General features: G+C 54.1%; 9 protein-coding genes and 1 riboswitch. Of the genes, 8 read left to right on the forward strand and 1 reads right to left on the reverse strand.

Annotated elements, in window-relative coordinates; translation table 11 throughout:
• Nucleotides 1–15 precede the first annotated feature (15 nt).
• From OLTU_RS06770 to OLTU_RS06795, 6 genes are all read left to right on the forward strand, one after another.
• Complete coding sequence (locus tag OLTU_RS06770; RefSeq protein ID WP_141731993.1) at nt 16–2,208, forward strand: molybdopterin oxidoreductase family protein; 2,193 nt, start codon at nt 16–18, stop codon at nt 2,206–2,208.
• A 114-nt stretch (nt 2,209–2,322) separates the two neighbouring features.
• Nucleotides 2,323–3,210, forward strand: coding sequence for a VOC family protein (locus tag OLTU_RS06775; protein WP_141731994.1), 888 nt, complete (start codon nt 2,323–2,325; stop codon nt 3,208–3,210).
• A 259-nt stretch (nt 3,211–3,469) separates the two neighbouring features.
• Entirely contained in the window at nt 3,470–3,916 is a 447-nt protein-coding gene (locus OLTU_RS06780) for a hypothetical protein (RefSeq protein WP_141731995.1), read from the forward strand.
• Nucleotides 3,913–5,409, forward strand: coding sequence for a DUF7125 family protein (locus tag OLTU_RS06785; protein WP_141731996.1), 1,497 nt, complete (start codon nt 3,913–3,915; stop codon nt 5,407–5,409). Before OLTU_RS06780 ends, OLTU_RS06785 begins: the two co-directional genes overlap by 4 nt.
• 109 nt (nt 5,410–5,518) lie before the next feature.
• Nucleotides 5,519–7,111, forward strand: a complete 1,593-nt coding sequence (locus OLTU_RS06790) for an ATP-binding protein (RefSeq protein ID WP_281181264.1) — start codon at nt 5,519–5,521, stop codon at nt 7,109–7,111.
• Nucleotides 7,112–7,189: 78 nt separating this feature from the next.
• Complete coding sequence (locus OLTU_RS06795; protein WP_218109888.1) at nt 7,190–10,030, forward strand: 7TM diverse intracellular signaling domain-containing protein; 2,841 nt, start codon at nt 7,190–7,192, stop codon at nt 10,028–10,030.
• Nucleotides 10,031–10,037: 7 nt separating this feature from the next.
• Here OLTU_RS06795 and OLTU_RS06800 read toward each other — a convergent pair whose 3' ends face one another.
• A complete protein-coding gene (locus OLTU_RS06800; protein WP_141731999.1) occupies nt 10,038–11,351 on the reverse strand; it encodes an MFS transporter in 1,314 nt (437 codons plus the stop codon).
• A 264-nt stretch (nt 11,352–11,615) separates the two neighbouring features.
• Nucleotides 11,616–11,803, forward strand: a riboswitch (cobalamin riboswitch).
• Between the two features lie 123 nt (nt 11,804–11,926).
• Here OLTU_RS06800 and OLTU_RS06805 point away from each other — a divergent pair.
• Together OLTU_RS06805 and OLTU_RS06810 are read left to right on the forward strand one after the other, a co-directional pair.
• Nucleotides 11,927–13,102 carry a CbiX/SirB N-terminal domain-containing protein gene (locus OLTU_RS06805; protein ID WP_141732000.1) on the forward strand — a complete coding sequence of 392 codons (1,176 nt, stop codon included), beginning with the start codon at nt 11,927–11,929 and terminating at the stop codon, nt 13,100–13,102.
• Between the two features lie 11 nt (nt 13,103–13,113).
• Nucleotides 13,114–13,488, forward strand: a complete 375-nt coding sequence (locus OLTU_RS06810) for a DUF3209 family protein (protein WP_141732001.1) — start codon at nt 13,114–13,116, stop codon at nt 13,486–13,488.
• The last annotated feature ends 11 nt before the right edge of the window (nt 13,489–13,499 follow it).

The raw sequence follows: 13,499 nt of genomic DNA on the forward strand, positions 1-13,499 counted from the left end.
GCGTCGGGAGACTTTATGTTCAATGTGCCCTCGATGAAGGAGCTTTTGCGCTCCGCAGATGGAGAATTGACCGAAGAGCTGCGTCTGAAGTCCAATGGTTTGGGACTCGGCCATCTGCCGGCGCGTTTAGAGCCGGATGCTCTGACGACCATGGTCTGCGGCTACTGTTCGACCGGCTGCAGCCTTGTGATTCATATGAAGGATGGGCAGGCGATCAATTTAAGTCCGGATGGGCGTTATCCTGTGAATCGCGGCATGGCCTGTCCCAAAGGTTGGGAGTCGCTGCGGGTCCTGGATAGTTCCGAGCGGGCGGTGGTGCCCTGGCGGCGCAACGAGGATGGGGGCTGGACTGCGGTGAGCTGGGAATATGCGGTGCTCACTTTTGTGAGTCGCATGAAGGCGCTGCAGGAAAAATATGGGAAGGGCAGCGTGGCCTTTTTAGGAACGGGGCAGATTCCCACCGAGGAGCTGGCGTTTCTCGGCACACTGGCGAAGTTTGGAATGGGTTTTTTGCATGGCGATGGCAACACGCGTCAGTGCATGGCCAGTGCGGTGGTGGCTTACAAGCAAAGTTTTGGATTCGATGCTCCGCCCTATACGTATCAGGACCTCGAGGAGAGCGACACTCTGGTCTTCGTGGGATCCAATCTTTGCATCGCCCATCCGATCCTTTGGGAGAGAGTGATGCGAAATCCGCATCAGCCGCGCATCATTGTGGTGGATCCGCGCCGCACGGAGACCGCCCAGGCGGCGACGCATCATTATGCACCGCAACCCAAGACGGATTTGACTCTGCTCTATGGTGTGGCGCATTTGCTTTTGGAATGGAAGGCCTGGGATCGGGAATTTGTGGAGCGCCATACCAACGATTTTGGAAAATTCCGGGTTCATGTGGAGGCTTTTACTCCGGCGTTTGTCGCGCAGCAGTGTGGGATGAACGTGGCCGAGGTTGAGGAGCTGGCCCGCTTGATCGCGGAAGGTCAACGGGTTTCCTTCTGGTGGACGATGGGCGTGAATCAAAGTCATCAGGGGGTGCTGACGGCGCAGGCTCTTATCAATCTGGCGTTGATGACAGGAAATATAGGACGTCCAGGGACCGGAGCGAATTCCATCACAGGTCAGTGCAATGCGATGGGGTCGCGGCTTTTTTCCAATACGGCGAGCCTACTCGGTGGACGGGATTTTACGAATCTGGCGCATCGGAGAAAGGTGGCGGATATTTTACAGATTGATGGCGCACGCATTCCTGAGACCAGTGGTTATGCGTATGATCAGATTATTGACGGGATCGAAAGCGGGGAAATCAAAGGTCTTTGGGTGATTGCGACGAATAGCGCGCATTCCTGGATCCAGCAGAATCGTTTGAAACAGGCCTTTAAAAAGCTTGAGTTTCTGGTCGTGCAGGATATGTATCGAACCAGTGAAACCGCGCAGTTGGCCGATTTAATCCTGCCGGCCGCAGGCTGGGGGGAAAAGGACGGAACCTTTATCAATTCGGAACGGCGGATCGGTCGGATCAGAAAGGTGGCGCGGGCCCCGGGGCAGGCGCTGGCGGACTTTCATATTTTTCGTTTGCTGGCGGAGGCCTGGGGACTGGGGCCGGAGTTTGCCGCCTGGAGAAGTCCGGAGGCTGTCTTCCAAATTTTGAGTCGTCTCTCGGAAGGGCAGCCCTGTGATTTTTCGCGACTGCAGACCTATGATGATATCAGCCCGCTCGGCGTTCAGTGGCCAGTGCCTGCAGGTGACGTGGAGGAGCAGCGTCGTCTTTTTGCGGACGGACACTTTTATCATGCGGATGGTCGGGCGCGGTTTATCTTTGGACAGCCGCAGGCGCCGCGGGAGCGATTGAATCCGGAGTTTCCCTATCTTTTGCTGACGGGTCGCGGATCATCGGCCCAGTGGCACACGGAAACGCGCACACGACAGTCACCGATTCTGAAACGGCTCTACCGTGATGAAGCCATGATTGAGATCAGTCCGGAAGATGCCAGGCGGGAAGGAATCGCAGCGGAGGATTGGGTGCAGGTTTCGTCCGCGCATGGACAGGCTAAATTTCGCTGCGTGATCACGCGCAAGGTCAAGCCGGGCCAGGTTTTTATTTCGATGCATAAGGATGGGGTGAACGGCCTGATTCCGAGCGAATTCGATCCCCAGTCTCGGCAGCCGTCCTATAAAATGTGTGCTGTTTTCATCAAGAAAGCCCACTGACGTTCTTACCTAAAAAGATGAGCCAGCTCATGGCGCCGGAATCCTCTGGCTGGTTGCGGGAATCATGCTATGATCCCCCCAACCACCATCATGTTAACAGAGGAGAACTGGCTTATGCAGAAAATTATCCCTCACATATGGTTCGAGACTCAGGCCCACGAAGCTGCGCTCTGGTACACGGGTATCTTCAAGAATTCAAAAATTCTCGCCGAGGTGACGCTGACCGACACGCCCTCGGGAACGGCTCACTCGGTTATGCTTCAGCTCCTGGGGCAGGAATTTCAGTTTCTCAGCGCCGGTCCCCTTGCGGATCGCAATCCCTCGTTTTCCTACATGGTGTCCTGTTCCACTGCCAAGGAAGTCAATGATCTTTGGGACAAGCTGATACCGGGTGGTATGGCGTTGATGCCTCTTGATACTTATCCGTTCAGTGAGCGCTTCGGATGGCTGCAGGATAAATTTGGAGTGTCCTGGCAGATCATGCACAACGGTGGGCAGCAGGTCCAGGAGCTGACGCCCTGTCTTATGTTTACGCAAAAGGCCAGCGGCCGGGCTGAAGAGGCCATGAACCTTTACATCAAAGTTATCGGTGATGGTGAAGTCCTGCCCGGGCATATCGATCGCTATAAGGGCGATGAAGGACCGGACAAGGAAGGAACGTTGAAGTATGCGCGTTTCCGCCTTGGGAAGCAGCAATTTGTGGTGATGGACAGTGCCATCCCGCATGCCTTTACGTTCAACGAAATGCAATCCCTCATGATTTACGTCGAATCCCAGACGGAAATCGATCGGTACACGGACGCCCTGACCGCGGTGCCGGAAGCCGAGCAGTGCGGTTGGGTCAAGGACCGCTTTGGCATTTCCTGGCAGATTGTGCCCGCGCGGATGGACGAAATGCTCATCAAGGGCACGCCCGAGCAAATCAAGCGGGTGACGCAGACTTTTCTGCCGATGAAACGCTTGAATATTGCAGCGTTGGAAAAAGCTTTCGCAGGCAAGTGAGGGGATCATTCCACCCCTGGGTTTGCCCCTGGGGGTGGACGCAGTAAAGCCAGCCAGCAGACTCGACTACTCCCTCTTTTTCTATCGTCATGTTTCACTTTCTCAGCTACTTATGGGTTTCCCTTTTGTGACCCATAAACAGTCGAGTCGAGGGAAAAAATATGCAGGAACCGATGTCAAGGATATCCGACGAAATCCCGTACTGGCATGGGACGAACCTGCTTTCAGGAAAAGCAGAGAGGCTTAAGAGGCAAAACTCATGAGCAAGGCCTCACCGGCGATGCTAAACCTCGCCCGACAGCTGTTCATAATCGAAACAAAGCATGTCGATGCTGACGAGAAGGGTATGGCCTGTGTCGTCATGGTCTGCGAGAGGCTGCGACAGCCCCTCACCAAATTTGCAGGTCCTGTCGGTTATTCGTCCCTTTTGTCCCGAGCCCTGGCTTTGGCCAAGGTGGAAATCCCCGAGTTGAAACCGATCTCCGTTCATGTAGACGGCAGTATCAGAGAATTTCTTGATGCTGATAAAAACCCCTTACTATCAGACCAGCAACGCCGAGAGAGCGCCGGAGTCGTTATCGTGGCTCATTTGCTTGGACTTTTGGATACATTCATCGGAGAATCTCTCATGGTAACCCTGCTTAGTGACGCATGGCCGAGCGAATCCTTCGACACAGTCGACCTGAGAAGCGAGGTGAAGTCATGAGAGAGCGCCAGAAGGTTACAATTCGAAAGCTACCGACCGGTGTGCGCGGCCTCGATGAAATTCTGGGTGGTGGTCTGCCCGAATATTCTTTCAATATCATTGGTGGGACACCGGGCTGCGGAAAAACCACACTCGCGCATCAAATTGTTTTCACGAACGCCACCCCGGAAAGACCGGCTCTCTATTTCACCGTACTGGGTGAACCTGCGCTCAAAATGCTGCGCTATCAACAGCAATACAAATTCTTCAATCATGACATGCTGAAAAATTCCATTCATTTCATCAATCTGAGCCAGCTGGCTCTGGAAGAGGACTTGAATGCCGTCCTGGACAAGATTGTGAAAGAGGTGGCAGCGGTGAACCCGGGCATCGTCGTTGTGGATTCCTTTCGCACGGTGATGTGGAAGCTCCAGTCCGGTGATCCTACGGTCGAGCTTCAGGCTTTCATTCAGCGCCTGGCCCTTCACCTTGCCAGCTGGCAGGCCACATCGTTTCTCATCGGCGAGTACACGCAAGGCGAGATTCAGAATCATCCCGTCTTCACGGTTGCGGATGGATTGATCTGGCTGTCCCAACAGGTGGAACGAAATTCCATCGTACGCAAACTGCAAATCATGAAATTGCGTGGGCAAGCCTCCGTGCCTGGAATGCATACCATTCGTATTACGGAATCCGGACTGCAAGCTTTCCCAAGGACTTTTGGCTTCACTGATGATATAAATAAACAAGCCAGTGAGCGCCTTTTGTCCATAGGGGTCCCTGCCCTTGATGCTTTAATGCATGGTGGCATCAAAGAAGGTGATAGCATTCTGATTTCAGGCCCTTCGGGCTCCGGGAAATCCTTGCTCGGGTCTCAATTTATCCATGAAGGCATTGTCAAAGGCGAACCAGGGGTCCTCATCGTTTTTGAAGAGCGCCCTGATGCTTATGTCTATCGGGCTGCCAAGCTGGGAATGGACTTCAAGAAGCCCATGAAGGATGGTTTGCTGGAAATCCTTTATCTGCGCCCCCTGGATCTCTCCGTCGACGAGACTGTTTTCGAACTCACCTCAGCCGTGAAAAGGATCGGTGCCAAGCGTGTCGTCATTGATTCCCTTGCGGGATTTGAGATGGCATTGGCGCCGGGGTTCCGCACAGATTTCCGGGAATCGCTTTACAGAATGATAACTGTGCTCACAAGACTCGGCGTGACGATTCTGAGCACGGTTGAGACCCAGGAGACCTTCACGAGCTTCGGGTTAAGCAATTATGATGTCTCCTTCCTTTCGGACGATATTATTCGTCTGCGTTACGTATCAATTAAGGGCCAGCTCCGCAAATTGCTGGTGGTGATCAAAATGCGAAACAGCCAGCACAGTACGGACATGCATGAGTATGAAATCACTTCAAAAGGTCTCGTTGTTGGACGGCGCTTTGAGGACTATCGTGGTCTGACATCCGGAATTCCTGGACCTTGGGATTATGGGATTCAGGAGGGCCAGGAGGAACCATAGCAGGAAGAATAGGAAAAGTATGAACTTAGATCGAGGATCGAGCTCGGACAAGAGTCGACCTGATTTTGCAGATATATGCCGCTACTGTTCAGAACTGTCACCGCAGCCTATGGTTGCCGCTGAGGGTTCCCATCATATCATACGTTATGTGAATCCAGCTTTTTGTCGACTGGTTAACCAGGAAAGGGATGCCATGATTGGGCGCCCTTTTTCTGAAGCCATTGCAGAAGGCAGGAATAATGAATGTGTTTCCATGTTGGAGAGAGTTTATCGGACAGGGGAGCCTGAGTTGCTCGATGATCAGGAGCATTCCAGCGAGCCCGCAAGCTACTGGTCCTACTCCTGTTGGGCAATTTTCGGAACTGAAGACCTCCCAGCCGGGGTGATGATCCAGATAACGGACACGACTGAGAATGTGAGGTTCCGAAAACGCGCGGCGGAAATGAATCAGGCCCTGCTGATCTCTGCCATGCAGCAACACGAGCTCACGCAACGCGCGGAAGAGCTCAATCGGGCACTGGAAATTGCGACCCAGGCCAAAACTCAATTCCTTGCCTCGATGAGCCACGAAATAAGGACTCCACTCAACGTTATTATGGGCTTCTCGGAACTCCTGAGCGTTCCCAATCTAAGCGAGCAAAAACGGAACAACTTCGGCGAACGCATCAAGCGGCAGGCTGATCTCCTCCTGCGACTGATTGATGAGATACTGGATCTGTCCAAGGTCGAGGCCGGCAGGCTGGAAATCGAGAGAATAGAGGTTGCCCTGCCGGAGCTCATTGCCGATATTCAAATGGTGATGCGACACCTTGCTGAAGAAAAGGGGCTCGAATTTTCCCTGACAGCGGATGATCTCTTGCCTCGTACCATCCTTTGCGACCCGGTAAGACTGAAGCAAATTCTCAGCAATGTGATTGGCAATGCCATTAAATTCACCGCGGCAGGGTCAGTGCGGGTGAGAATCCGAGTGGACCAAACGGAGCAGAAACTTCATTTTATCGTGGCTGACACCGGATCAGGTCTGACGCCAGACCAGGCTTCCAGGATCTTTCAACCTTTTACTCAGGCGGATTCGACCACGACTCGTAAGTTTGGAGGCACCGGGCTGGGACTTGATCTTGCCCGGCGTCTGGCGCGGGCCCTTGGTGGTGACACCGTCCTGGTTAAAACCGAAGCTGGTGTGGGAAGCGTTTTTGAGATTACGGTTGCTCTTGAGGGTGCGTCCTACCGCTCGTCTCCTCGCACCTCTCAAAAGCCAAACAAAGATGGCGATATCCGCCTTGATGGTCTTTCCATTCTTATTGCCGACGATGGAGTCGATAACCAGTTTCTTTTGTCCACCTATTTGACCCTTGCTGGAGCCCATGTGGAACTGGCAAACGATGGGGAAGAAGCGGTTTCCATGGCCATGGATGGCGATTACGATATTATCCTGATGGATATCCAGATGCCAAACCTTGACGGCTATCAGGCTACCGAGAGGCTCCGTAAGCTCGGATGCAAAGTTCCCGTGGTTGCCATCACAGCTCACGCCATGCGAAGCGAAATAGAGAAGTGTTTTCAGGTGGGATGCGATGCCCATCTTTCCAAACCTGTGAGAAGTCCGGCTCTCCTGGATATGGTACACCGCATGATTTATGATCGACCTGCCCGGCCCGCTCAGCCGGATGGCTTGCAGGATTCGGCTGGAATCCAGCCCTAGGCAGGCTCAAGCCTGGATTCGGATTGCCGATATGTTCAAGATTGATCTCTCTTGAAATATGTGCATTTCGATAACCTGGTGAGACCCTGCAAGATGCTTTATTCATTCGTCATCATCCTATTTTTTGGTCTATGGCCCCATATCGCGCTTTCCAGCCCCATGGGATCCAAGGTCTTCGAACTTCTGCCTGACACGGACAAGGTCGAGATTGATAGCTTTCACTATCTGGTGGATGACACCCATCTGCTGACCCTGGCTGACGTTCAGAAGCGGGACGACTGGAAGGAATATGGGAAGGCGGCCTTCAGTTTCGGCTTTTCCAAGCATGCTTACTGGTTAACTTTCCGCATCACGGACAAGGGTTCGGAGATGCGCCGCTGGATTGCCGAGCTGCATTATGCTCCTTTGGATCATATAGATTTCTACCTGGTCGATTCCTCAGGAGACGTCCTTCACAAGGTAGGCGGGGACCTTCTGCCGTTCGATGCCAGGGATGTGAAATACCGAACACCCAATTTCACGTTCCGAACCGGGAGCAACCAGACGGCCACGATCTATCTTCGGATCCGATCGGAAAGTTCCCTTCAGGGCCTCATCACCCTTTGGGAACCCGAGCGTTTCGTGGAAAGAGCGAGTGATGAGCTGTTTGGGTTGGTCGCTTATTTGGGCATCATGTTCGCCATGATGATCTATAATTTCTTTGTATTTTTGATTATCAGAGATCGAAGTTATCTTTATTACGTTCTTACGGTGTTATTTCACGGCTATACGAATTTTTCAGTGTTTGGTCTGGCTTACCAATACGTCAGCCCAGAGTGGCCCTGGCTCTCGAACACTCTCGTCCCGGTCGGGATAGCAGGCGCAACCATCTTTGGGCTGCTGTTTGCCGAAAAATTCCTCCGACTGCAGCGGCATTCCACCTTCATGCACCGCTTCTTTCAGGTTCTTATCGTTTGGGGAATCGGCACGCTCATCATGTCTCTGTTTTCGTATCGGGTTGGAATTATATCGACCAGCGCGCTCACTCTGGTCGGTTCGCCCGCGCTGCTGGTTTCCGGTATCATCTGCCTGCGTAAAGGTTATCGCCCGGCCCGGTATTTCACGATAGCCTTTGCCATCTTTTTGGTCGGCCTTTTCGTGCACCAGCTGATTCCCTTTGGAATTCTGAAGCCGGGCTTCTTCACCAGTAACAGCAATTACATAGGATCCGCACTGGAGCTGCTGCTCTTGTCCATTGCCCTGGGTCATAAGATGAAGTTTGAACAAAATCAATCCCATCATACGATCAAGGAGCTCAACAGCGAACTGCAGGAGCAGCACAAAAGGGTCCTGGCGTTAAACGAACACCTGGAGGAACGAGTTGAGGAGCAGACCAGGGATATTCGATCCATGCTCCAGCATATCAACCTGGGAATCTTTACCATCGTTGAGGATGGGCGGGTCCATAAGGATTACTCAGCCTTCCTGGAACAGATTTTCGAGTCCAGCAACCTGGGCGGGCGGAAGGCTGTGGATCTGCTCTTTGAAGGCGACGACGATCACCACGATGTCTCCAGCCAGGTGGATAGTGTTCTGCAAAGTACAATCGGCGAGCCTGGATTGGCCTTCGATATGAACGAAGCCGCGTTAACGAAGGAAATAAGGAGAAAGTCGCAGGATGGCCAGAAGATCCTTGAGATCGACTGGAGCCCGATCCTGAACCGAAAGAGTATCGTGGAGAAAATTCTGGTTACGGTGAGGGATGTTACGCAGTTTCGGGAATTGCAGTCCATCGCCGCCGACAAGAAGAAAGAGCTGGAGTTCATCGCGGAAATCGTACCCGTTTCCCGAGAGCAGTTTGCGCGCTTCGTCAGCTCCAGTGAAAAGCTCCTGGAGGAGAATGAGCGTCTCATCAAGCTCAATACAACCAGCAACCTCGAGGCGCTCAAGATCATCTTCATCAATCTGCATACTCTCAAAGGCACAGCACGTTCCCTCGGCTTTAAAAAGTTGACGGAGCTTGTGCATAATGCCGAGCACTTTGCCGGCCTCCTGCAGAAAGGCAAGGCGGAGTGGAGCCAGACGCGCTTGCTCCAGGATTTGTTCCTGGTCCGAGAGAACTTCGAATACTACCGCCATGTGAATGATCGCATCCTGGAACGAAATTCGGGTCGCAATAACGTCGAGATTGAGATTGCCAAAGTGGAAATGATGCTGGAAGGTATTGCCGAACTTTATCGGCATCCCATTCCTGCCTCATCCATGGCCCATGTCCAGACGATTGACTTCGTGCTGTCCAAGGCCTTGTATCAACCGGCACAGACTCTATTCAAAGAGATTTTTGCGGCCGCGAATCAGCTGGCGAAGGATCTTGGCAAGGAGCAGCCGCAGATTCAAATTGCGGATCAGGACGTTTATTTCTCACCCGAAGGGGCCGAGATCCTGCGGAATATATTCAGCCACTTGATTCGTAACTCCATGGATCACGGCATCGAGACCCGTGAGGAACGGTTGAGTTCCGGTAAAGCTCCGGAGGGTACCATTACAGTGTCCGTGTCCAGGGTTGAGGATGGAGTGGAGATTCATTACTGCGATGATGGACGTGGCCTGGCCCTGCAGACTATCAAGGAGATTGCCTTGATTCGCGGTCTCATCGAGCCTTCCGCGAATCCTGGTCCACATGAACTTGCCATGTTGATATTCGAACCAGGTTTCTCCACAACCCAGTCGATCACGGAGATCTCCGGTCGCGGTGTCGGCATGTCGGCGATCAAAAGCTATGCGGAAAAAGGCGGGGGCAGTCTGACTCTTGAGATCCTCCCCTTGTCAGAAACGATCAGCCCGGGGTTTCGAGCGTTTGCTGTCGTCATTCGCTTGTCCGCCCGCCACTCCCGATCCTTCTCGAGGGCGAGCGTTCACCCGGAAGGAAAAGTCGCCTAGTTCGTCATCAGGATTCGGTCACGGGACCATAGGCGATCGCTGCGTCCCGCACACGATGCGGAGCTTTGTCCCGCACGAGGAAAGCCAGGCCGCTCATCAGCGTGGTCGCGACTCCCAGATAGAATAACGCGGTGGGCCAGGCCACGGCTCCTCCGAAGAGCAGACCGGTTGCGATCGCACCCACATTGCCACCTGCCCCCACAAGACCGGCAACAGGACCCAATGCCCTGTTCTGCACAAAGGGAACGACAGCATACGTGGCCCCACAGGCCATTTGACAGAAAAGGCTGAAGACCAGCATCAGGCCGATCGCTGGTCCCAGGCTTTGCATGTGGGCGAAGCCGATCAGGGAAATTCCTTCCCCGAAGATTACGAGAGCCAGCCAGGACACCCGTCCATTGAGTCCCAGACGACGACCCCAGACGTCACCCAGATAACCACCCAAAGCACGCGAGAAAATATTCATCATCCCAAACGAGGCCGCCGCGAATCCAGCCATTTTCCAATCGAGTTGAAAGTAGTCGATGAAGTAAAGCGCCGCGATGTTATCGATGGTGAGCTCAAGGCCAAAGCAAAGTCCATACATGAGGGCCAGAACCCAAACCCGATAATCCCGCAAGGCCAGTGAGAAATTGCGGGAGGTTTTGTGAGGAGGCGGGAGGCGACCGTCACGACGGAGATCGATCAGGTCGCCCTCAGGAGTGTCCTGGGTGTAGCGATAGTAGAGCAGGCCCATGATGAGGCAGAGGAGGCCGACGAGGATCATGCAGAGACGCCAGGACTGTGACTCAGAAAAACCAAGGCTCATGATCCCGGCAAACATCAGTGGCATCAGAAGGTGCGTGGCTCCCCCTCCCATGTTGCCCCAGCCGGCGGTGACGGCGTTGGCTGTTCCGACAATACGCGGGCTGAACATCTGTGTGGTGTGATACTGGCTGATGACAAACGAAGCGCCGATCGCACCGATGGCGATTCGGGCGATTAGAAAGGTTTCATAGCTGTGAGTGAAAGCGACCCCGATGACAGGGAGCGCGCAGAGGATGAGCAGCGCCGCATACATCCGACGCGGACCGTAACGTTCGAGCAGGCCACCGATGAGGAGGCGACAGAGGATCGTGATGGCAACCGAGCCGGTGATGATGTGGCCGATTTGAGTCTTCGTTAATTGCAGTTCCTCGCGGATGATTCCCATCAGGGCTGCACTACCAAACCACGCGAAGAAGCATAAAAAGAAGGCCAACCAGCTCATGTGAAAAGCCCGCATGGGGGCCGTACGGAAATTCCAAAAGGATATGGATTCGGCTGGACCGTGAGACAACATACGCGCTCCTATTCGGATGATGGTTCCACGACATGCTGCTTAGAAAACGTCATCTGTGCCGTGAGATCCACTGATTCCCGCCCCGACCCATCAAGGTTTTGCGCTTCCAGGGCGTAGGAAAAATAGGGCTCCTGCCACCGGGTGGAAGGAATCTGTCCCATCCAACCAGCAGCCCCTGCGGGTAAGTCGAAGCGCGCTGAATGTTTTTTTGCTCCGGAGAAAGCAATTGACAAGAGCAAGGGCCGGTGAAATAAACGCCATGCGTATAGTCGCATAGCTTTGGGTTTCCGCAAGGAAGAGAAGGGAAGACGGTGAAAGACCGTCGCGGTCCCGCCACTGTAAGTAGTTAGACGCCATCAGGTCCACTCAGTTCGCTGGGGAAGGCGATGGCGGCGCCGGCTCCCACCGGCTTCACTACAAGCCAGGAAACCTGCCCAAAGTGCACAAATTCAAAACGTCCTCGGGGTCTGGGAGGTTTTGGCAGGAGCTTGTTCAACAAGCGCGTTCTTGCCTTATCCAACATTCTGTAGCCGTGAAACGGACCGCCTGATTTCGGGGGATGGGGAGCCGGAGCCATGAGCTTTGCGACCGTGATCGTCGGACACGGAAGTCGCGATGCTGAAGCCGAAGCCGCTTTTTTACAGTGGATGGATCTTTACCGATCCCTGCATCCTGGGCGGATTTTTGCGCATGCATTTTTGGAGCTAAGCCCACCGTTTATCGGTGAAGTTTTGCGCCAGCTGGCAGAAGAGCACGAGGATATCGTGATTGTGCCCTTGAGCCTTTTGCCGGCCGCTCATGTGAAGAACGATATTCCCCTGACGCTGCATGAATTTCGGCGCCAGTTTCCCCGCCCGCGTTTCACCGTAACCCAGGCTCTGGGTTTGCATGCGGCGTTGATCCAGGCTGTGCAACGGCAGGTGGAGCGTTGTCCTCAGGTTGATGTCGCGAGCTGGACTCTTCTGGTGGTGGGACGCGGTGCCAGCGATCCCGACGCGAATGGTCAGCTTTATCAGATCGCCCGTGTGCTCGCGGAAAGTGCCGGCATGAAACAGCTGGAAATCGCCTATATCGGGATCACCTGGCCGCGCCTCGGGGAAACCCTGCAGCGTCTCGCGCGCCTCAGGCCCCAAGGCATTCTGATGGTGCCTTATCTTTTGTTTCCAGGTGTTCTGGCGAATCGCGTCGCGCAGATGTTTGATGCTTTCCTGCAGCAGCATCCCTGGATCCAAGGCCAGAGCGTGGGTCCCTTGGGTGTAACGACAGCCTTGTGCGAAGCGGTCGAGGATCGCATCGCGGAAGCACGCGGCACCCCGCGCCTGGCTTTGCCCTGTGTCAGCTGCCAGTATCGGGTTCCCCTGGGAGCCTTGCAGGATCAGGTCGGGGGCCTCAGAAGCCTGCTCTGGAGTGTGCGGCACCAGGCCACCCATCAGCAGGGCAAGCCGCATCAGCATGCGCATGCGGCCATGAAAAAACATGTTCTGGTTTGCACCAATTATGATTGCAACAGCAAAGGTGCCACCGTGATTGCTGAAGAGCTGCAGCGGAGTCTCCGTAAACAGCGCCTGCATCGCGACTATCGGGTGACCCGTACGAGTTGCCTCGGGCGTTGTGGGGAAGGACCGACGGTGGCTGTCTATCCGGATGGCATCTGGTATCGCAATTTTCAAAAAGAGGATGTGCCGGCGCTGGTGGCACAGCATCTGCAAAGGGATCAGTTGCTCAGTGAGCGTATAGATTCCATTTTATGAGGAGTATGCCTATGGCATGTCACGAAATTGCCGCGTTGCGTCTCGGCATGATGCGCATTTTAGGAGTTCAGGATCCCGGACTGATCGAACATGAACTGGCCGAACTCGGCGAGGCCGGTGAAAAACCGGGGCCCTTGCGTCTGCTCAGCCAGGCCCAGGATCTCCAGTCCCTCAACCATGCCTTTGAACTGGCCCGTACGGAACTGGAAGACCGCTTGAGTCAGATGAAGCCTGACGATCCGGAGCGATCCTATGTGCAAACGCTGGCAGTTCTGAATAAGAAAATCGAAGCGGATCTGGCCAATCTTTATCACTACTGCTCGCAGTTTTTTGAAGACCTGGAGCAGGTTCATGATCACATGCATGTGATCTATCCTGCGGATTAAGGGGCAAGGCC

The organism is Oligoflexus tunisiensis, assembly GCF_001748245.1.
In the GTDB taxonomy this organism is placed as follows: domain Bacteria; phylum Bdellovibrionota_B; class Oligoflexia; order Oligoflexales; family Oligoflexaceae; genus Oligoflexus; species Oligoflexus tunisiensis.